Annotated in this window: 14 protein-coding genes; 3 read left to right on the top strand and 11 right to left on the bottom strand. The window is 67.8% G+C overall.

Annotated elements, in window-relative coordinates; translation table 11 throughout:
- Positions 1 to 205 precede the first annotated feature (205 nt).
- Complete coding sequence (locus ABFP37_RS09915; RefSeq protein ID WP_078027499.1) at positions 206 to 1,249, top strand: LacI family DNA-binding transcriptional regulator; 1,044 nt, start codon at positions 206 to 208, stop codon at positions 1,247 to 1,249.
- Positions 1,250 to 1,305: 56 nt separating this feature from the next.
- On the opposite strand, the gene ABFP37_RS09910 is transcribed toward ABFP37_RS09915, so the two are convergent.
- A complete protein-coding gene (locus tag ABFP37_RS09910; RefSeq protein WP_347033438.1) occupies positions 1,306 to 2,442 on the bottom strand; it encodes an ROK family transcriptional regulator in 1,137 nt (378 codons plus the stop codon).
- A gap of 221 nt (positions 2,443 to 2,663) precedes the next feature.
- Between ABFP37_RS09910 and xylA the strand changes: the two genes are divergently transcribed.
- Together xylA and ABFP37_RS09900 are read left to right on the top strand one after the other, a co-directional pair.
- On the top strand, positions 2,664 to 3,851 hold the full coding sequence (gene xylA / locus ABFP37_RS09905) for a xylose isomerase (RefSeq protein WP_347033437.1): 1,188 nt from the start codon (positions 2,664 to 2,666) through the stop codon (positions 3,849 to 3,851).
- A gap of 93 nt (positions 3,852 to 3,944) precedes the next feature.
- Positions 3,945 to 5,366, top strand: a complete 1,422-nt coding sequence (locus ABFP37_RS09900) for an FGGY-family carbohydrate kinase (RefSeq protein WP_078027496.1) — start codon at positions 3,945 to 3,947, stop codon at positions 5,364 to 5,366.
- Between the two features lie 67 nt (positions 5,367 to 5,433).
- On the opposite strand, the gene ABFP37_RS09895 is transcribed toward ABFP37_RS09900, so the two are convergent.
- The 10 genes from ABFP37_RS09895 to ABFP37_RS09850 all read right to left on the bottom strand — a co-directional run bounded on the left by ABFP37_RS09895 (position 5,434) and on the right by ABFP37_RS09850 (position 20,234).
- Positions 5,434 to 8,583 (bottom strand): efflux RND transporter permease subunit, encoded by a 3,150-nt coding sequence (locus tag ABFP37_RS09895; protein WP_347033436.1) that lies wholly within the window; start codon positions 8,581 to 8,583, stop codon positions 5,434 to 5,436.
- A 1-nt stretch (position 8,584) separates the two neighbouring features.
- Entirely contained in the window at positions 8,585 to 9,040 is a 456-nt protein-coding gene (locus ABFP37_RS09890) for a hypothetical protein (protein WP_078027494.1), read from the bottom strand.
- A complete protein-coding gene (locus tag ABFP37_RS09885) occupies positions 9,037 to 12,192 on the bottom strand; it encodes an efflux RND transporter permease subunit (protein ID WP_347033435.1) in 3,156 nt (1,051 codons plus the stop codon). Before ABFP37_RS09885 ends, ABFP37_RS09890 begins: the two co-directional genes overlap by 4 nt.
- A 408-nt stretch (positions 12,193 to 12,600) precedes the next feature.
- Positions 12,601 to 14,001: an NtaA/DmoA family FMN-dependent monooxygenase gene (locus ABFP37_RS09880; protein WP_347033434.1), complete on the bottom strand. Its 1,401-nt coding sequence runs from the start codon at positions 13,999 to 14,001 to the stop codon at positions 12,601 to 12,603.
- A 10-nt stretch (positions 14,002 to 14,011) separates the two neighbouring features.
- On the bottom strand, positions 14,012 to 15,250 hold the full coding sequence (locus ABFP37_RS09875) for an LLM class flavin-dependent oxidoreductase (RefSeq protein WP_347033433.1): 1,239 nt from the start codon (positions 15,248 to 15,250) through the stop codon (positions 14,012 to 14,014).
- Positions 15,247 to 16,098 carry a DUF1684 domain-containing protein gene (locus ABFP37_RS09870; protein ID WP_078027491.1) on the bottom strand — a complete coding sequence of 284 codons (852 nt, stop codon included), beginning with the start codon at positions 16,096 to 16,098 and terminating at the stop codon, positions 15,247 to 15,249. Before ABFP37_RS09870 ends, ABFP37_RS09875 begins: the two co-directional genes overlap by 4 nt.
- Complete coding sequence (locus tag ABFP37_RS09865; RefSeq protein ID WP_347033432.1) at positions 16,076 to 17,239, bottom strand: LLM class flavin-dependent oxidoreductase; 1,164 nt, start codon at positions 17,237 to 17,239, stop codon at positions 16,076 to 16,078. Before ABFP37_RS09865 ends, ABFP37_RS09870 begins: the two co-directional genes overlap by 23 nt.
- A complete protein-coding gene (locus ABFP37_RS09860) occupies positions 17,236 to 18,321 on the bottom strand; it encodes an ABC transporter substrate-binding protein (protein WP_078027489.1) in 1,086 nt (361 codons plus the stop codon). The genes ABFP37_RS09865 and ABFP37_RS09860 overlap by 4 nt, the downstream gene beginning before the upstream one ends.
- Before the next feature lie 9 nt (positions 18,322 to 18,330).
- Positions 18,331 to 19,155, bottom strand: coding sequence for an amino acid ABC transporter ATP-binding protein (locus ABFP37_RS09855; RefSeq protein WP_078027488.1), 825 nt, complete (start codon positions 19,153 to 19,155; stop codon positions 18,331 to 18,333).
- Entirely contained in the window at positions 19,152 to 20,234 is a 1,083-nt protein-coding gene (locus tag ABFP37_RS09850) for an amino acid ABC transporter permease (protein WP_347033431.1), read from the bottom strand. The genes ABFP37_RS09855 and ABFP37_RS09850 overlap by 4 nt, the downstream gene beginning before the upstream one ends.
- Positions 20,235 to 20,434 lie beyond the last annotated feature (200 nt).

Here is a 20,434-nt window from a genome sequence, read left to right as displayed (position 1 = left end):
GCTGATGATGATTTGTGTGGTCTGGGGTTTCGAAAAATTTCGTAAAACCTGCGACTCGTGCAACCCAAAGTAACGGTGACCCAGATCACCAGTCAAGACCAAAACTGAAAAAAGTTCAGAACGTTGACTAATAAACGGTTGACCTCGCGGGGCGCACGGTACAAACTGTTTGCATCGAAATTTTTCGAAACTTCCGGGGGTTCTTGTGTCAACTGTTCAGGGCGTGGACAGGCCAACGCTGGCCGCTGTCGCGCGGGAAGCCGGCGTCTCGGCTCCGACCGTCTCCAAGGTCATCAACGGGCGGGAAGACGTTGCTGCCGTCACCCGGGCCAAGGTTCTGGCCGCGCTTGAGCTCACGGGGTACCAGTCTCCCCTGCAGCGCAGGACGGCCGAGGGCCGCACACCGACCGTGGAAGTGGTGTTCGATTCCCTCAACTCCGCTTACTCCGTGGAGGTCCTCAACGGAGTGATGGAACATGCCGCCGCCGAGGACGTCCAGGTCATGTTGAACGTCACCAGCCAGCAGTCGGCATCAAAGCTGACCCCCGAGCGGCGGGCCCAGCGCATCCTGGATGAAGGCCGCGTGGGGCTGATTGTTGTGACTTCCGCGTTTGGGGAGGCGCAGCTGGACGCGTTCTACCGGCGGCACATTCCCGTCGTCGTCATCGATCCGCTTAATCCGCCGCCGGGAGATGTGGTGAGCGTCGGCGCGAGCAATTGGGCCGGTGGAAAATCCGCCACCGCCCACTTGCTGGAGCTGGGGCATCGCCGGATTGCCTACCTGGGCGGTCCGCCGGAAGCCGAATGCAGCCAGGCCCGCCAGCACGGCTACATGGCCGCGCTGATGGCAAGCGGGGTGGCGGTGAACGACGAGTACGTCGTCCCGGGCGTTTTCCGTCCGGAGCACGGCGTGCGGGGCCTGCGGAAGCTTCTGGCCCTGGATGAACGCCCGACGGCGATATTTGCGGCCAGTGACAGCATTGCCCTGGGCGTGCTTGCCGAGGCCCGCCGGCAGCGCATCCGCATTCCCGATGATCTGAGCCTGGTGGGCTTCGACGGCACGTTCCAGGCCGAGGAGGCGGTGCCCGCGCTGACGTCCGTGGCGCAGCCCCTGCAGGAGATGGGTCGGGCCGCAATGCGCTTCGTGCTGAGGCAGGCCCGGGGCGAGCTGCTGGACTCCCGCCGCGTGGAATTGGCCACTCACCTGGTGGTCCGCGAGTCGACTGCGCCGCTGACCGCCCGCCGCTGAGAGCCCCCGCTGAAGACCCCCGCCGAAGCACCCCGGTGAAGGGTCAGCTCAGCCGGTCAGCTCAGCAGGTCATGCGGACTGGCAAAGACCTCGCGCAGCCTGCTTCCCGCCGCCCCGCGCAGCGCAGCGGTCTGCCCGAGGCCGGAGAAGGCGACGCCGTCCGGGGGCACCACGCCGGGGGCGTAACTGCCGAGGCTCCGCAGCAGGCTCGGCCGGATCCACCGGTCCAGCCCGGCGAAATGCCCGCCCAGGATCACCGCGGACACGTTGACCATGCGGGCGGCGGACGCGAGTGCCACGCCCAGGTAATGGCCGGCCGTCTCCACGGCCCGGGACGCCTCCGGCGAGCCGGCCCCAAGGGCTCCCAGGAGTGCGGCCATCCGGTCGGCGGTCGTTGTGCCGTCGATGCCCGCGGCGGAGAAAATCGCCTGCTGTCCGGCGACGGTCTCCAGGCATCCGCGGCCCCCGCAGCTGCATGGCCGGCCATCGGGCTGCACCACCAGGTGCCCGATTTCGCCGGCATGTCCGCCCGGGCCCGCGAAGAGCTCGGACCCGAAAATGAGCCCGCCGCCCACGCCGACTTCGCCCGAGACGTAGAGGTAGTCCCGGAAGGAGGAGCCATGGCCGTACCAAAGTTCCGCCAGGGCTGCGCTGTTGGCCTCGTTGGAGAGGACGACGCCGAGCGGCGCCCCGGGGAGCAGGGCCTCCAGGTGCTGCGCCAGCGCGGCATCCCGCCAGCCGAGGTTCGGTGCGGTCAGGACGGTTCCGCGTGCCGGATCCACGAGGCCGGGCATCGCCAGCCCTCCGCCCAGCAGCACCATCCCGTCAGCCTCGGCTGCCGTGGTGACCCGCCGCGCCACGGCGCGTAGTTCCCCGAGCACCTCCTCCGGGCTGCCGCCCGGTGGCCGCTCAACCACTTCCTGGACGCGCACTTCACCCAGGAGGTCCACGACGCCGGCTGCCAGGTAGTCAACGTTGATCTCCGCGCCGAGCGCCCCCCGCTGCCGGTTGAGCACGAGTCCGCTTCCGGGCCGGCCGCGCTCGCCGTCGCGGGTGACCCCCACTTCCTCGACCAGTCCGGTTTCCAGCAGGCCGGCGACCAGGCTCGAGACAGACGCCTTGGTCAAGCCCGTGCGTGCGGCGATCTCGGCGCGGGTGCAGCGTTCCGTCCGCCGGATGGCACCCAGCGCCACGGCCAGATTCTGCCGGCGCACATCCTGCACCCGGCCGGGAGCCTCAGCCTGCACTGTCTACCCCGCGCATCGTCCGCCCTTCCGCTGTTCTTTCCGGCTTCTTTCGGCATCGCGCCAAAAACTATTGACCCAAGTTCACCACAAGCCATATAGTTCAGATTCCATACTAATTCGTTTCCATTTCTGGAACCACATCCTGCTAGCCCAATGAGGTGCTCACTATGGCTGTTACGCCAACCCCGGAAGACCGCTTTACCTTCGGCCTGTGGACTGTCGGCTGGACCGGCGCCGATCCGTTCGGCGTCGCCACCCGCCCGGCCCTGGACCCGGTGGAGGCGGTCCACAAGCTGAGCGAACTCGGCGCCTATGGCATCACGTTCCACGACAACGACCTCGTTCCCTTCGATGCCACGCCCTCCGAGCGCGAGCTGATCCTGAAGAACTTCAAGGCAGCCTTGGCCGAGACGGGCCTGAAGACCCCCATGGTGACCACCAACCTCTTCAGCCACCCGGTTTTCAAGGACGGCGGCTTCACCTCCAACGACCGGTCCGTCCGCAGGTTCGCCCTCGCCAAGGTGCTGCGCAACATTGACCTGGCCGCTGAACTCGGCGCCGAAACCTTCGTCATGTGGGGCGGGCGGGAAGGCAGCGAATACGACGGCTCAAAGGACCTCTCCGCCGCCCTGGATCGGATGAAGGAGGGCGTCGACACGGCGGCCGCCTACATCAAGGACAAGGGCTACGGCCTCCGCATCGCCCTGGAGCCCAAGCCCAACGAGCCCCGCGGCGACATCTTCCTGCCCACCGTCGGGCACGGCCTGGCCTTCATCGCCCAGCTCGAGCACGGCGACATCGTCGGACTCAACCCCGAGACCGGCCACGAGCAGATGGCCGGACTGAACTTCACCCACGGCATCGCCCAGGCGCTGTGGGCCGGCAAGCTCTTCCACATCGACCTCAACGGCCAGCGCGGCATCAAGTACGACCAGGACCTGGTCTTCGGCCACGGCGACCTGACCAGCGCCTTCTTCACCGTGGACCTGCTCGAAAACGGCTTCCCCAACGGCGGCCCGAAGTACGACGGCCCGCGCCACTTCGACTACAAGCCCTCGCGTACGGACGGCTACGACGGCGTCTGGGAATCCGCGAAGTCCAACATGGCCATGTACCTGCTGCTGAAGGAACGCGCCCTAGCCTTCCGCGCCGACCCCGACGTCCAGGAAGCCCTGAAGACCTCCGGCGTTTTCGAGCTGGGCGAATCCACCTTGGCCGCCGGCGAGACCACCGCGGACCTGCTGGCTGACGCCAGCGCGTTCGCGATGTTCGACGCCGACAAAACCGCCGAGCGTTCCTTCGCGTTCGTTCGGCTCAACCAGCTCGCCATCGAACACCTGCTCGGCGCCCGCTGATACCGGAATCCTCAACCGCTGCCGGGCCCGCTCCTGCGGGCCCGGCAGCACCGGCCCCCGCCCCGGCGTGGGCCCCGACCGAAAGAACAGCCGATGCCCCTGGTTGCCGGAGTCGACAGCTCCACCCAATCCTGCAAGGTGGTCATCCGTGACGCCGAGACCGGTGCGCTGGTGCGCCACGGATCAGCCCGGCATCCGCGAGGCTCCGAGGTGCACCCCGACGCCTGGTGGGAGGCCCTGCAGGAAGCGATCGCCCAGGCGGGCGGCCTCGACGGCGTTGCCGCGATATCAGTGGGGGGCCAGCAGCACGGGATGGTCTGCCTCGACGCGTCCGGCGACGTGGTCCGCCCTGCCCTGCTGTGGAACGACACGCGTTCCGCCCCGTCCGCAGCGGCCCTGATCAAGGAAGCCGGACAGGGGAGCGACGACGCCGGCCGACGGCACTGGGCCCGGACCACCGGTACGGTACCCGTCGCTTCCATAACGGCCACCAAGCTGCGCTGGCTGGCCGAGAACGAACCGGACAACGCAGCCCGCACGGCCGCCGTCTGCCTCCCGCACGACTGGCTCAGCTGGCGGCTGGCCGGGTTCGGACCCGGAAGCGGCGCGGAGGGCCTGGCCGCGCTCCGGACGGACCGCTCAGATGCCTCCGGAACGGGCTATTGGTCACCCGCAACCGGCGCCTACCTCCCCGAGGTACTTGGGGGCACGCTCGGGCACGTGCCCGTGCTGCCTGCGGTCCTTGCGCCGCTTGCCAGCGGTTTCGCCACGCCCGCCGGCGCACTGATCGGCCCCGGCGCCGGGGACAACGCCGGGGCGGCTCTCGGCGTGGCCGCCGGGGTGGGCGACGTCGTGGTTTCGATCGGGACATCCGGCACGGTCTTCGCCGTCGCCGACAAACCCACGGCTGATCCCCTCGGCCTGGTTGCGGGTTTCGCTGACGCAACGGGCCACTACCTGCCCCTGGTGTGCACACTCAACGCTTCCCGGGTGCTCGACGCGACCGCCGCCTTGCTGTCGGTGAGCCTGCCGCGGCTCTCCGAGCTCGCGCTTTCTGCCGGTCCCGGCGCCGACGGCCTCGTCTTCGTCCCGTACTTCGAGGGTGAGCGCACCCCCAACCTCCCGGACGCGACGGGCTCGCTGCACGGGATGACGCTGCAGAATTTCACGCCGGAGAATCTGGCCCGCGCCGCCGTCGAGGGAATCGTCTGCTCCCTCGCGGACGGGTTGAAGGCGCTCACGGACCTGGGGGTTTCCGCGGAGCGGATCATCCTGGTTGGCGGAGGCGCGCGCTCCGCCGCCGTGCAGCAGGCGGCGGCAGCCATCTTCGGCCTGCCGGTCGTGGTGCCGGAACCGGGGGAGTACGTGGCCGACGGCGCGGCCCGGCAGGCTGCCGGCGTGCTCCTGGGTTCCTTCCCTGAATGGCAGAGCGCAAGGGCCGCCGTCGTCACCGCCCGTCCGGCCCCCGACGTGCTCGCACGCTACCGCGCCGCCGCCGCCGGCGGCCACTTTTAGTGACTGCCGGCGGGCGGAGTGCCCGTTCCGGCGAGGCGACCATGCCGCCGTCGTCAGTTTGGCCGCATCACTGAGCGGGCTGCAGTGCCGGATCCGCAGATCCGGGTTGCCGGGCACGGGCGCGTTTGCTCTTGGCGAACCGCAGATACAGCGACGGCACAATGAAGAGGTTGAGCAGCGTTGAGGTGAGGAGGCCGCCCAGGATGACGATGGCCATCGGGTGCTCGATCTCGTGGCCCGGCACGTCTCCCATGATGACCAGCGGCACCAGGGCGAGCCCGGTGGCGAGGGTGGTCATGAGGATCGGCGACAGCCTTTCCCCTGCGCCCCGCAACACGAGCGGACCGCCGAAGGCGACTCCCTCATTCCTTTCCAGGTGCTGGCAGTGGCTGATGAGCAGGATGCCGTTTCGGGCCGCGATTCCCATGACCGTCAGGAACCCTACGAGCGATCCGAGCGAGAGGACCCCGCCGGTGAAATATGCGGCCAGCACCCCGCCCACCAGCGCGATAGGCAAGGTGAGGAGGGCGAGGAGGGCCAGCCGCCAGCTCCGGAACGATGCCTGCAGGAACACGAAGATCAGCGCCAGGGCCGCCACCGCGAAAATCGTCAGGCGTTCGGTGGCAGCCTGCCGCTCGGTGTATTCGCCAAGAAGCTGCACGCTGTAGCCTTCGGGCAGGTCAAGGGATTCCAGCCGGTTCTGCAGCTGTGAGACCACCTGGCCCAGGTCCGCCCCGGCATCGATGAAGGAACCGACTTCGACCCTGCGCGAACCGTTGGTCCGGTCGATGAGGTTCGGGGTGGGCTGTACGCTGACCGCGGCGACATCGGCAAGGCGCACACGCTGCCCGCTCGGCGTATCGATGGGCAGGTCCTGGATGCTCGTGACGCTGGTGCGGGTCTCCGGAGTGCTCCAGACCTGGACATCGTAGGCCCTTCCGTCCCGGAAGACGTCGCCCACCTCTTCGCCGGCCACGAGCGTTGCGGCCGCCCGCCGCACGTCGCCGGGTTTCAGCCCGTACTTTTCCGCCGCCGCGAGATTCACCTTGACGGTGATCTGCGGCACTTCAACCTCCAGGGAGATGTGCGCATCGTCAGTTCCCGGGATGTCGGTGAGGATCTTGTGGATCCGTTGTGCCTGCTCACGCAGCACGTTGAGGTCGTCCCCGTAGACGCGCACCAGGATCGGTTCGCTGGCGCCGGTCAGGACTTCTTCGATCCTCTCCTTCAGGTACGTCTGCACGTCACGGTGCAGGCCCGGGTAACCGTCGACGACTTCCTGGACCGCTGCCACTGTCTTGTTGTAGTCGGCGTGGCGGTCGATGCTGATCCAGTGTTCGCCGGCGTTGACGCCGACTATTTCGTCCGCCTGGAAAGCCTGCCCGATGTGCGTCCCGCAATTGAGGACACCGGGCACCTTGAGGAAGGCCTCGCAGCCCCGCTGGGCAATGCGGTATTCCTCTGCCGCCGACGTGCCGGGCTCGGACACCCAGTGCATCAGGAAGTCGCGTTCCTTGAACGTGGGGAACAGGGATTGGCCTAGCAGGGGAGCGGCCATAAGCCCCACAACCGCCAGTGCTCCGAAACCGAGGTAGCCGTAGCGAGGCCGTTTCATGATGCGGGACAGGACGGCATGGTATCCGCGCTTGAGGACGCGGACCAGCGGCGGGTCGCGTTGTTCCAGTTTTGCCCGGCCCAGCAGGATCAGCGCCAGGGCGGGCGTCACTGTCAGCGCCACCAGCATCGACGCCATGACAGCCAGGGTGTAGGAGACGGCCAGTGGCCTGAAGAAGACGCCTGTCAGCCCGTCCAAGAAAAGGATGGGAAAGGCGGCCACGACAATAATCAGGGTCGCGTAGACAATGGGGCTCCGCATTTCCAGCGAGGCCTTCAGGACCACCGACGCCGTGGATTCGTCGCTGCCCCGGGCGCGGTACTGCCGCAGCCGGCGCATGATGTTTTCGACGTCGATGATTGCGTCGTCGACGACGACCCCCACCGCAATGACGAGCCCGGCGAGGACCATCGTGTTCACCGAACTGCCGGTGGCGTAGAGGACCATGACGGCCGTGAGCAGGGAGAGCGGAATGGCCGCCAGGCTGATCAGCGCGGTGCGCCATTGGAACAGGAAGGCGCTGAGAATCATGACCACCAGCAGGCAGCCCAGGAGCAGGGCCAGGCTCAGGTTGGAAATCGCCTCCTCGATGAAGCTGGCCGGGCGGAAGATGGTGGTGTCAAAGGTGATGCCGCTCATTCCCGGCTGGAGTTCGTGAAGGGCTTCCTCGACCCCCTTCGTCACGTCCAGCGTGTTTCCCCACGGAAGCTTCTCCACGATGAGCATGAGCCCGTGCCCGTTGTTGATGACCGCGTCGCCGATCAGCGGCTGGTGGTCCTCGACGACCCGTGCCACGTCGCCCAGATGGAGCGCGACGCCGTGATTTTCCCGAATGGTGACGCGGGCCAGGTCAGCGGGGCTGGTGATCGGCTGGACATGGCGGACGCTCATCCGTTGATTCGGGCTGCCGACGAAGCCGCCGGTGCCGATGAACTTTCCGGGCGAGTACTGAAGCAGCCCCGCGTCCACGGCTCCGGCGGTGACCTCCATGACCTGGTTGAGCGAGACATTCTGGGCTTTGAGCCGCTCGGGCTGGACCTGGACCTGCAGCATCTGGAGCCGTTCGCCCCAAATGGCCACGTTGGCCACGCCCGGGACCCTGAGCAGCCTGGCCCGGATGGTCCAGTAGGACAGCATGGACATTTCGATCATGGACCGGTTGGACGAGGTCATGCCGATCTTCATGACGCGGCTGGTGGACGACAACGGCTGCAGCATCACCGGCGGAGCGGCCCAGGTGGGCAGCGCCGCCGTCACCGACGCCATGCGTTCCGATACAAGCTGGCGGGCGTTGAGCAGATCCGTGCCCTGTTTGAACACCAGCACGATCGAGGAAAGCTGGGGCACGGATTTCGAGCGGAGCTCGTCGAGACCGGGCATGCCGCTCAGGGATGCCTCGATGGGCACCGAGACCAGCTCCTCGACTTCCTGCGCGGTCAAACCAAGGCAGGCAGTCTGGATTTCCACGCGTGGCGGCGCGAATTCGGGAAAGACGTCGATTGACGCAGAACTGAGCTGGAGGGAACCCAGCACCATCACCACGCACGCCAGCGCAACGACGATCGTTCGGAACCTGAGGCTGATTCCTATGATCCAGCGCATGTCAGTTCGCCGTATCCAGCTCTGCGCCGAACAGTTCCTCGGCCCCGAGGGTGACCACCTTGGTGCCCGGCGCCGGGCCGCCGCTCAGCTGGGCGACTTCCCCGTCGATGCGCACCACGGTTACGGGCTGGCGGACGAAGGCCAAGGGCTCGGGATTCGTGTACACCCACGTCTTTCCCTGGCTGTCGTACAGGATGGCCAGGTACGGAACACTGAGTTTCCCGCTCTTCGGATCCGCTGACGTCGTGGAGGTCTGCAGCCCGATGTTCCCAAGCGCATGCTCGGTGAGGACGATGCGCTTGACGTCGGATCCCGGAATCTCCTGAAGGCTAGCAGCGGCGTCGCCGGCGGTGGTAGCCTCCGCCGACGGCTGGCTGCAGCCGGGCAGGGTCAGCGCCAGGAGGACCAGGGCGAGTAGAACCAGTAGGCGGCACGGCCGCGGCGATTTCCCCATCATGACGGATCCCGGCTTTCAGATGCTGCCCGGCGGTCGCCAAAAATGCCGTCCGCGGGTGCCTGGTCGGGCGCGAAGCGGAGCAGTGTGGCGGGCAGGACAAAGAGGGTGTAGAGGGCGGTTGTCAGAAGGCCGCCCCAGATGATGATTGCGAGCGGTTGGATGACCACGGCACCGGTCGCTCCGCCGAGAAGAACCAGCGGCAGCAAGGCCAGGCCCGCCATCACAAAGGAGGCGAGGGTCGGCTGCAACCGATGCCGCGCGGCACGGATCACGTCGGCCGGCGCGGGAGTGGCACCCGCCCTGGAGCGGAGGTTCCGCACCTCGCCGGCGAGAAGCAGGCAGCTGCGGGCTGCGATTCCCAGGACGGCCGAGAACGCGATCACTGCCACCAGGGAATTGGTTCCGCCCGCAAGCGAGGCGGCAAAGACGCCGCCGGACATGGAAACGATCAGCCCAAGGAAGACTGCGGCGGCGAGGCGCCAGCCTCCCAGCGCGGTCTGGAGGAGGACCAGGATGCCGAAGGCCGCCACGGCCGCCAGCAGCCACAACCACTGGAAAGCGGACTGCTGCTGGGCATACTGGGTGAGGATCTCGGCATGGTAGGCCAGCGGGAACTGGATCGCCTGGATGCCCCTTTCGATGTCCTGCTGGATATCACTCAACGCGCGCCCCTGAATGTCGGCCTTCACATCAACGCGCCGTGACGTGTCGTCGTGAAGAATCACGGCTTCGTTCGGCACCACGTTGACCCCGGCGACGTCGCCAAGGCGCACATGGCCGCCGTTGGGGGTGTCGATCAGCAAATCGCGGACGCTGGTGACGCTGTTGCGGGTGGACGGTGTTCCCTTCACCACCACGGAAAAGACTTTCTGCTGTTCGTAGACGTTGCCCACTTCGATGCCCTGCAGCAGGGCTGCAGCCGCGCGCCGCACTTCACCGGGAACGACGCCTGCCTTCTGGGCCTTGGCCAGATCGACCTTGACCTCGACGGTGGGTTGTTCGTTGGGCGCATCTACACGCGGGTTCACCACACCGGCCGTGTGTGCGAGGACCTGCCGCACCTCCTCTGCCTTTTGGCGGAGGGTAGCCATGTCCACGCCGTATACACGGACCGCAAATCCGGAGTCGGCGGCTTCCCGGATCTGGTCGATCTTCTGTTGCGGGTATGTCGAGACTTTCCCGGTCAGGCCGGGGTAGCCGTCCACGACCCTCTGGATGGCGCTAACGGTGTTGCGGTAAGACGCATCCGCGGCCACAGTCACCCAAATCTCGCCGGAGCTGACGTCACCCACATGGTCGGACGTAATCGCGCGCCCCACCTCCGTTCCGACAGTGGCGACTCCGGGCAGGGCCCCGAGTTCGCGCGCGGCAGCGTCGGTGATCCGGGTCATTTCCTGGTCCGACGTGCCGGTCATCGCCTTCCACTCAACTACCAGCGTCTTGTCTGCGAGCACGGGCACCACAGGCTTATCGGTGACCAGCCCGGGTGCCAGGGCAAGTCCGGCCAGGGCGATGACCGCGACGGCGGCGAAAGCCCACCAGGTCTTGCCGTTCCGGCGTGCCAGGAACCGCCCGTACCGGATGCGCAGGCGCTGCATGGCCCGGCCTTCCCGCTTCCGGGAGGAGGATTCCGGCAGGAGGAACGCCAGGGCCATGGTGGCGGTCAACGCCACAATCATGGAGACGGCCAGTGCCAGCAGGTAGGTGAGCACCAGGGGTCCGAACATCGCGCCGTTCTCACCCGGAACGAAGAACGCCGGCAGGACGCTCAATGCGATGATCAGCAGGGAGTAGACCAGCGGCGTCCGAACCGCCTGGAAGGCCCCAACCAGCAGGTTGCTTCGTGGCTCCCCGGTATCCGCTGTGCGTGACGTGCGGTGGGCCCTGATGGTGCCGGTGAGGTCTTCGGTCACGTCGCCGATGATGACCGTGAGGGCGAGGATCATGCCGGCCAGGACCATGGTGTTGAGTCCGCCGCCACGCAGGGAGAGCAGCAGGGCTGCCGCGATGAGCGAGAGCGGAATGGCGATCAGGCTGATGAGCGCCGTGCGCCATGAACGGAAAACGAATCCAAACATTGCCCCGATCAGGAGCAACGTGACGAGCATCGCGTCGCCGAGGCTGCCCACCTCGTCCTGAATAAATGACGACTGGCGGTACACGCTGGTGTCCACGACCACGCCCTGCAGCCCGGGCTGAAGTCCGTGCAGGGTCTCATCGATTCCCCTCGTGACGTCAGCGGTGTTCGTGTCCGGGAACTTCTCGATCACGAGCAGCAGCTCAGCGTTCGGGCCCACCTGGGCGTCACCGATCAGCGGCTGATGGTCTGTCTGCACCTTGGCGACATCGCCCAGGAGCAATTTGTGGGATGTGCCCTGGAGGCTGACTTTCCCCAGGTCCTGGGGTGTGGTGATGGGAAGGACGTGCTGGACGCCAAGCCGCTGATGTCCTGTCTCCAGGAATCCGCCGGTGCCGGGTGTGGACGCCTCCAGATAGCTCAGCGGTGACACCCACACGGAGTTTCCGGTGGTTCTGATGACCTGGTCCAGCGTCACTCCCTTTGCCTCGAGCTGCGCGGGATCCACGAGCACCTGGAGCTGCTGGTCGCGCTGTCCCCAGATGGAGATGTTCGCGACTCCGGGGACGGCCAGAAGTGCGGGCTTCATGGTCCACCGGGCCAGGACGGACATGTCGATGGCCGATATGTCTTTGGATGTGAGCCGGATCATCATGACCCGGCTGGTTGATGACAGCGGCTGCATGAGGACCGGTGCGGCCGAAACGTTCGGCAGGGCCCTGGCCTGGGTCAGGCGTTCCGCCACCAGTTGGCGTGCCCGGAACATGTCAGTCCCCGGCTTGAACACCAGTTGTATCGAGGACAGGCCCGGAACCGACTTGGACCGGATGGCTTCCACCCAGGCCACGCCGTTCAACAGGTCGGCCTCCATGGGGGAGGTGATCAGCTGTTCGACCTCCGCGGCAGACAGTCCCAGGGCCTCGGTCTGTATCTCAACCTGTGGCGGGGCGAATTCCGGATAGGCGTCCACGGACATGCCCGGCAGTGCGGTGAACCCGTAGGCGAGGACGCCTGCTGCCACCACGAGAACCAAGAGCCGGAACTGCATAACCCATCGAAGTACCGCGGCCATCATGGCCGTTGCCGCGCAGACTGCGGGGCCGGTATTTCTTTGTGGATCCAGCCGGGGCGCCACCGCCATCGGCCTACGTTCAGGCGGGTCGGTTCCCGGGTTCCCAGGAACGCCCCGCGCGGATTTACCTTCAGATTTTCTCCGAGGTGACCAACGAAAACTTTCTGGACTGAATCAACGTTCACGGCGCGGCTCCATTGCGTGTGCCTTAGCGCCCCCCATCGTCTAGGAGAATAATGGTCCTAGAGACCCTGCGCGTCAACGGTCCTTTGGGAACGCCCGTGCGCTTGGCGTTAGATGGGCTGTTCGCGCAGGGTCAGCAGCAGCCCGATGATGCCGGCGGTGTCATTGCCGGCGGTGTCAGCGTCCGCCGTTTCGGTACCTGCGGCCGCGCCGGCCCTGTCCACGCGCTCACACCTCCAGTCCGACGGCGGCTTCCGCCCTCCGCGGGGAACCCAGCCCCAGGTTTTCCCGCAGCGTCCGTCCGGCGTACTCGGCGGGATAGATGCCCCGCTCCTGGAGTGCGGGGACGAGGTGGTTGACGAGGTCGTCCAGGCCGGTGGGGACCAGCCACGGCGAGATGTTGAACCCGTCCACCGCGCCGGTGCGTGCATAGTCCACCAGCCTGTCCGCCACCTCCGTGTAGGAACCTGTGAACGTGGCGTCGACGCGGCTGGTCCTGGCCGAGACGAACTGCCGGATGCTGAGGCCCTTTTCCTTTGCCTCGGCCCGCCATTGGTCCGCCAGCTGCCGGGCCTTGGCGCCGTGGAAGCCGCTGCCGCGGGTCTCGGATGACTCCTCCACCACGGGATCGATCGCGGGCAGGGGTCCGTCCGGATCGAAGTCCTGGAGTTCGCGCCCCCAGAACTGCTCGAGGTAGGCGAGGGCCTGCTGCGGGCCGATCTGCAGGCTCCGCACCCATTCCTTCTTGTCCCGTGCCTCCTGCGGCGTGGCGGCGAGGATGAATTCGCTGGCCGGCATGATCTTGACGTCGTTCGCGCCGCGGCCCGCTTTGAGGGTGCGCCGGACGATGTCGCGGCGGAACTCGAGGGCGTCGTCGAACTTGGGGTGCGCCGAGAAGATGACGTCGGCCTGCCGGGCGGCGAAGTCCCGGCCGTCCGGCGAATCGCCGGCCTGGAACAGGACGGGCCGGAACTGCGCGCTGCGCGGCAGCCTGGGGCGGTAGTCCACGGTGTAGTGCTGGCCCTCGTGGTGCACAATCCGGGCGGAACCGGGGGCAGCCCAGGAGTCGGCACCCTGCGACGCGGCGACGGCGCCGTCCTCCCAGGAGTCCCAGATCCGCTTGGCCGTCTGCACGAACGCCTCGGCGTGGACGTAGCGGTCGGCGTGGTCCAGGTAACCGCCGCGGCGGAAGTTGGCCCCCGTCCAGGCATTGTCCGTGGTGACGACGTTCCAGGCGGCCCGTCCGCCGGAGAGCAGGTCCAGGGTGGACAGCCGGTGGGCGAGGTCCGCGGGATCGTTGTAGGTGGTGTTCTGCGTGGCGACCAGGCCGATGTGCGAGGTCACGGAGGCCAGGGCGGCGAGCATGGCCTGCGCGTCCGGCCGGCCGGCGACGTCCAGGGCGTGGGGCCTGCCGAGGTGCTCGCGGAGCCGCAGGCCTTCGCCGAGGAAGAACGCGGCGAAGAGGCCCCGCTCGGCGGTCTGGGCGATCCGGCGGAAGGACTCGAAGTCGGTCTGGGAGCCGGATTCCGATGACTTCCAGAGGGTCCCCGAGTTCACGCCCTGGAAAAAGACGCCGAGCTGCAGCTGGCCGGACGGCACGAAACCGCCGCCGATAGGTGTTTCAGTCATGGTTTTCTCCCTAGATTTCGGCGCCGGAAGGCACGGCGGACTGCGCGGCCGGCTGATCGCCGGACTCCGCAGCAGGCTGAACGGCGGCATAGCGGCTGGCCGGCCGGCGAAGCCCCAGCAGCTCGCGGAAGCTGACGCCCGGCCGGACCGGAGCCAGAAGCCCCCGGCGCCGCAGCGCCGGAAGCACCAGCTGGGCCAGTTCCTCCAGCTCCACGTCCAGGACGGCCGGGTGCAGCCGGACGCCGTCGGCCGTTTCCAGCAGGACGGCCAGCAGCTCCGTGAGCCCGGCGGCGGTGCCGACGAAGCGGGCCCTCCGGCTCTGCCACGGGGTGTGCGCGTCCAGTTCGGCGAGCCGGGCCGCGGCGGTCTGGCCGCGGGCGTCGAGGACGACGTCGAGCTCGGCAATGACCGCCGGTTCGGCAAGGATGGCCGGTGCGCCGGCCGCGGTGGCGGTGGCCGCCCGGAACCGGACGGCGCCGCGGGCATCGGCGACCTCGGCGGCCAGCAGCTCGGGCGCCGGCGCGGATACGAGCAGCACATCGGCAGCCCCGGACGCCACGACTTCCTGTGTCAGCAGTCCGGCGGGCACCAGGACGGGCAGCTGGCCCTGGAGCGGCCGCGGGATGATCGACGGGCCCTTGACGGAGTAGTTCTCTCCCGCGAAGTCGGCGTAGTGCAGCTTGTCGACGTCGAGGTAGCGCCCGGTGGCGACGTCGCGGATCACGGCGCCGTCCTCCCAGGAGTCCCAGAGCCGGCGGCTGACCTCGATTGAATCGGCGGCCTCCCGTGCGAGTCCTTCCGCGCCGACGGCCTCGCGTCCCACGGCGGCGGCGTCCTCCGCGCTGCCCGACGCCGCAACAAGCCAGCCGGCGCGCCCGCCGGACACGTAGTCCAGGCTGGCGAGCTGGGTGGAGACGTGGAACGGTTCGGTGTAGACGGTGTCCACCCCGGGGACCAGGACGATGGAGCTGGTGACGGGACCGGCAAATGCCGCGCGCTGCAGGGCGTTCAGGCGTCCGGCGATGTCCCGGCCGCCGGACTGGGCACCCCCGGTGACGGGGCCGTCCGCGAACGTTGCCACGTGGAAGCCGGCGGACTCGGCGGCGAGCACCGTGGTCCGGATCCGGGTTCCGTCCAGCAGCTCGGTGGGGGCATGCCGGGCCTTGCGCCACGCCGCGGGGTGCGCGCCGTCACCGTCGAGTTCCAGGGCGATGAAGCCCGGCCGGGCGGGAATCGGGGGAGTGCTCACTTGCTGGCCTGCCTTTCGGAGGGAATCTGTTCGCCGGCCTCGATGGCCACGGGCAGCCGGTTTTCGGCCGGCGGAAGCGGGCACGTGGCGAGGTCCGTGTAGGCGCACGGCAGGTTCACCGCCCGGTTGAAGTCCAGGGTCACGCGGCCGTCCCGGCCCGGGGCGCCCACCGTGAGTGAACGGTTGGCCGCGTAGGTGGTCTTGCCGGAGGTCTGGTCCGTGAAAAGCACGGACAGGGTGCCGGGCGCGTGGCCGTTGAACGCCGTGAGGGTCAGGTCCCGGCCGTCCAGGCGGAAGCGGATCTCGCCCGGAGCCTCGTAGACGTGCCGGATGCCTTCGACGGCGGCACCCACAGTGGTGGGGCGCGGCTGGTCGAAGGCCACGAACGTCCCGCCCACGGCGAAGCGCGCATCCGGCGCGTAGGCCGGCGTGCCGCGGTATCCGCTGAGCAGCGGGTTCTCCGGGTGCCGGGGCCGGACGATGTACTCGCCCCCGCGCTTGGCGAGTTCGACGACGGCGGCACCGGCCGTGAGGTTGATGCCGTCCCGGTCCGCGATCGGACCGAATGCAACGGTGACGCTGCCGCCGTCGGGGTTCAGTTCCTTGCCGTCGCGAAGGAGGCTTTCGCCGGGCTCCAGAACCACAGTGACGGCGTCGTCCGCCACGCTCCAGGTGCCGGGAACGCCATCCAGCCGGGCAGGCTCGGCGCCCAGCCAGTGAAGATGGGTCACGGCGAGGAAGCCGTGCGGGTCGGCCCGGTGACGTTCGTGGGCGGCATGCCACTCGTTCCATTCGGCGGCGAAGACGGCCGCCGGCTGAGCGGTTTCAGTGTGCGTAGACGTGGGCATGATCGCTCCTGTAGTTGTCGTGGTCGGCGCTGACGGTGGCGGCCGCGTCCGGCTCGGTGGCTCCCGCGGACTCGGGACGGCCGCCGAACGGGTCCGCGGACTCCCACAAGGTGGTGGGCGCTGCGGCCCGCACAGCCGGGATGACCTCGAGCGCGAACCGCTCCAGGATGTCCAGCTGCTGCTCGAACGGAAGGGTGGTGGGCAGGGAAATAAACTGGAGGTCGTGCCCGTACAGCCCGTGGTAGCTGAGGATCTTGTCGATCACCTGTTCCGGGCTTCCCACCAGCGCGGGGCCTTCGGCGACCGCGTGGTCGATGTCCCGGAACGGCGAATTGTTGCCGGGGACGTTGCGGGCTGCCGTGAGGGCCTCGTACACGGGGCCGAACTGGCGCTTGGCTTCCTGGGTGGTGTCCGCGAGGAACACGCCGCCGGCGCCGCTGCCCGAGCCCAGGTAGGCGTGCCGCGGGTCATGGGCGTGGCGCGCGTATTCCTCCCGGTAGTGGTCGATGAGCGCTTTGTAGTTTTCCCGCGGCTGGATGGCGTTCGCCGTGAACAGCGGATCCCCCCACCGTCCCGCCAGCGCGGCGGAGGTCAGCGTGGTGGCGGAACCGTGCCACACGCAGGGCGCCCCGGCGAACGGCCGCGGCGTGGTGCTGGCTGCGCTCAAGGGTGCGCGGAAGCGGCCGGACCATGTGACGTGCTCCTCCCGCCAGAGCCGGCGCAGCAGCGCATACTTTTCGGCCAGCAGGTCCCACTGGTCGGCCAGGTCCAGGCCGAACAGCGGGTACTGCAGCACCTCGTTGCCCTTGCCGACCACCAGCTCCAGGCGTCCCCGGCTGAGCTGGTCGATCGTGGCGTAGTCCTCGGCCACCCGCACCGGGTCCAGGACGGACAGGACCGTGACGCCGCTCTGCAGCCGGATCGTGCGGGTCACGGCGGCGATCGCGGCCAGCACGGTGGTGGGCGAGGACGAGATGAACTCACCGGCATGGCGCTCGCCCACGGAGAAACTGTCATAGCCGAGCTCTTCCGCGCGCCGGGCGGTCTGCACCACCTGGTTCAGCCGGTCGGCGGTGGAGACGATCCCGCCGGTCACCGGATTCTTCAGGTGCGGAATGATGTCCAGGACCTGGAACTTCATTTTGCGGCTCCGGACTGCGCTGCCGCGAAGTTGGCCTCGGTGACGGTCTTGGACTCCGGCAGGGCTTCCTCGGACAGGCCCCAGCGGTCCAGCACCTTGGCGTAGGAGCCGTCCTTGATGGCGGAGTTCAGCGCGTCCGTGATCACGGGCGCCAGGCCGTTGCCTTTCAGCGTGGTGGCGGCCACGAGCGTCTCGGACGGCCAGCCGGCGTTGACCTTGCCCACGATCTTGAGGTCGTCGCGGGTGTTCTCCCGGTACGTGGTGGACGGGTACGGCGCGATGTTCAGGTCTGTGCGCCCGGAGGACAACGCCAGGATGGTGTCGGCGTCGGAGGAGTAGTACTGGAGCGTGGCCGGGGCCTTGCCCTTGTCCTCGAGCTCCTTGTTCCAGGCCAGCAGGATCTTCTCCTGGTTGGTGCCGGAGCCCACCGAAACCTTCAGGCCGGAGATGTCATCGGCGCCCTTGATGTCGTAGGACGTGGACTTCTTCGCTTCGAAGCCCATGTAGGCGGCGCGGTAGCTGGCAAAGTCGAACAGCTTGACCCGGTCCTTGTTGATGCCCACGTTCGAGAAGACGGCCTCGAAGTCGCCGGACTGGGTCTTCAGCGGCCAGTTCTCCCAGGAGGTCACCTGGATGTCGAGCTCCAGGCCCAGCTTGTCCGCCACGAGCTGGGCGATGTCCAGCTCGGAGCCGATGGGCGTCTTGTCATCCGTGGCGTGGAAGGACAGCGGGATGGAACCGGCCGTGGTGGCCACCGTCAGCTTGCCGTCCTTGGCGATCAGCTCCGGGACCTTCGCGGCCAGCGCCGCATCCTTCGCTGCGCGGATCCGCTGCTGGTCCGGCGAGGTGTTGTACACGACTCCGTTGCGGGCTGCCGTCGTGGCCGGATTTCCTCCAGAGCCGGAGGAACCGGAGGCGGCCGCCCCCGGATCGGAGCAGCCGGCCAGCGCCGCGGTGCCGATGAGCGCGGCTGCACCGAAAAGTACGACGGCGGGACGCGCCGCGAGCGCGCGGGTCCGGGTTCCGGCGGGCTTCTTGGCGGGGGACTGGTTGCCTGCGGACGGGCGGGGAGGGAGTGCCATGGGAGGTCCTTAGATGTTGAAGGCGGGTTCGATCACCTTGGAGAAGAAACTCCGGGTGCGTTCTTCCTGCGGGTTGGTGAAAATGTCCTTGGGGGCGCCCTGTTCCACGATCTGGCCCTGGTCCATGAACACCACGGTGTCCGCCACGTCCCGGGCGAAGCCCATCTCGTGCGTGACGATGATCAGGGTGGTCCCGGACTTGGCCAGTCCGCGGATCACGTCCAGCACCTCGTTGACCAGCTCGGGGTCAAGGGCGGATGTGGGCTCGTCGAACAGCAGGATCTTGGGATCCAGCGCGAGCGCCCGGGCGATGGCCACCCGCTGCTGCTGGCCGCCGGAGAGCTGGCGCGGGTAGGCGCCGGCGCGGTCCTTGAGCCCCACCCGGTCCAGCAGTTCGAGGCCGCGCTCGCGGGCCTCCGCCTTGGAGGGGCGCGGTTTTCCGGGACGCTGGGCCACCACGGGTGCCTCGGTGACGTTTTCCAGGGCGGTCAGGTGCGGGAACAGGTTGAAGTTCTGGAACACCATGCCGATTTCGGTGCGCTGCTGCAGGATGTCCTTTTCGCGGAGTTCGTGGAGCCTGTTGCCGCGGACGCGGTAGCCCACCAGTTCGCCGTCGATGGCGATGAACCCGCCGTCCACCTTCTCCAGGTGGTTGATGGTGCGCAACAGGGTGGACTTGCCCGAACCCGAGGGGCCCACGATCACCGTCACGCCGCCGGGCTCCACGGTCAGGGTGATGCCCTTGAGGACCTCGGTAGCGCCGAAGGACTTGCGGACTTTCGTGATTTCCACGAGCCCGCGGGTGGCGGGCGGTGCAAGGGTGGCGGTGCTCATCGGAGGCTCCTGACGGTGGCGTGGGTGGCGAAGAATTTCCGGGCCTTCTGCAGCGGGGTGAGCGGCAGGGTGCGCACCGCGCCCTTGGAGTAGTGCCGCTCGATGTAGTACTGGAAAACGCTGAGCACCGAGGTGATCACGACGTACCAGAGCGTGGCCACGAGGAGCAGGGGCAGGACCTGCTGGGTGCGGTTGTAGATGACCTGCACGGTGTAGAACAGCTCCGAATAGGCCAGGACATAGACGATGGACGTGCCCTTGACCAGCCCGATGATCTCGTTGAACGCGTTGGGCAGGATGGCGCGCATGGCCTGCGGGAGCACGATCCGGGTGGACCTCCGCCACGCCGGGATGCCCAGGGCCGCCGCCGCCTCAAGCTGGCCCTGGTCCACCGACAGGATGCCGCCGCGGATGATTTCCGCGGAATAGGCCGCCTGGTTCAGGGTCAGGCCGAGCCCTGCTGCCGCAAACTGGCTGATCAGTGTGGTGGTCTGGACCTCGAAGAACCTGATGTCCGTAAACGGGATGCCGAGGCTGATTTTCTCGTAGAGGTAGCCCAGGTTGTACCAGAGCAGCATCTGGACCAGGAGCGGAGTGGACCGGAAGATCCAGGAGAACGTCCAGGACACGGAGAGCAGCAGCGGCGAGGACGAGAGCCTCATGAGGGCCAGGATGAAGCCCAGGACAAACCCGAGCACGCCGGAGATGGCCGTGAGCTTGAGGGTCTCCACGACGCCCTTCACCACGGACTGCGCGGTGAACCACTGAGCCACCACGCCCCATTCCCAGCGCGGGTTCGTGGCCAGCGACCATGCCACCACGGCCACTCCCAGCGCCACCACGGCGGTCCCCACCCAGCGCCAGGGCCGGGGACCAGCGACGAGGGGGTAGTCCGCGTAGTCGGCGGCCGGCTTTCGTGATGCGGGCACGCCGCCGGACGGTCCGGACGTGTTGCCGGACGGGCCGGATGCGCTTGCGGCTTCGGGTGCAATTCCTGCCGGGTCGCCCTGGGCGGCGGCTGGCGCAGCAGACGCCGGCTCCGGTGCGGACTGCGGCACCGTGGTTGCTGCTGAACTCATACGCCACCTCGCTTCTTCGTTTGGTCTTTCGGGGTTGGATGGCTGCCAATCTAGGTGGGCCGCAGACGTCCGGCAAAGCGGCAAGTTGCATTCGTTCATCCGGCTTATCCGGGCGTCATGAGACGAATTCTTGCGCGGATTTACGCGCCGTTACGCGGGGTGAACGGCCATGACCAGGCCCCTCGACCGGCGCCCCGTGC

Origin of the sequence: Burkholderia sp. RS01, from assembly GCF_039748055.1 — a bacterium.
Taxonomy (GTDB): domain Bacteria; phylum Actinomycetota; class Actinomycetes; order Actinomycetales; family Micrococcaceae; genus Arthrobacter.
Note: the sequence above shows the minus strand (reverse complement) of the source record. Positions and strands in the feature narration are given on the sequence as shown.

Excerpts from the sequence above, each read along its gene's own strand:
- ABFP37_RS09890 (WP_078027494.1), bottom strand. The coding sequence starts at position 9,040 with ATGATGGGGAAATCGCCGCGGCCGTGCCGCCTACTGGTTCTACTCGCC.
- ABFP37_RS09865 (WP_347033432.1), bottom strand. The coding sequence starts at position 17,239 with ATGAAGTTCCAGGTCCTGGACATCATTCCGCACCTGAAGAATCCGGTG.
- ABFP37_RS09880 (WP_347033434.1), bottom strand. The coding sequence starts at position 14,001 with ATGACTGAAACACCTATCGGCGGCGGTTTCGTGCCGTCCGGCCAGCTG.
- ABFP37_RS09885 (WP_347033435.1), bottom strand. The coding sequence starts at position 12,192 with ATGATGGCCGCGGTACTTCGATGGGTTATGCAGTTCCGGCTCTTGGTT.
- ABFP37_RS09850 (WP_347033431.1), bottom strand. The coding sequence starts at position 20,234 with ATGAGTTCAGCAGCAACCACGGTGCCGCAGTCCGCACCGGAGCCGGCG.
- ABFP37_RS09895 (WP_347033436.1), bottom strand. The coding sequence starts at position 8,583 with ATGCGCTGGATCATAGGAATCAGCCTCAGGTTCCGAACGATCGTCGTT.
- ABFP37_RS09860 (WP_078027489.1), bottom strand. The coding sequence starts at position 18,321 with ATGGCACTCCCTCCCCGCCCGTCCGCAGGCAACCAGTCCCCCGCCAAG.
- xylA (WP_347033437.1), top strand. The coding sequence starts at position 2,664 with ATGGCTGTTACGCCAACCCCGGAAGACCGCTTTACCTTCGGCCTGTGG.
- ABFP37_RS09900 (WP_078027496.1), top strand. The coding sequence starts at position 3,945 with ATGCCCCTGGTTGCCGGAGTCGACAGCTCCACCCAATCCTGCAAGGTG.
- ABFP37_RS09870 (WP_078027491.1), bottom strand. The coding sequence starts at position 16,098 with ATGCCCACGTCTACGCACACTGAAACCGCTCAGCCGGCGGCCGTCTTC.
- ABFP37_RS09855 (WP_078027488.1), bottom strand. The coding sequence starts at position 19,155 with ATGAGCACCGCCACCCTTGCACCGCCCGCCACCCGCGGGCTCGTGGAA.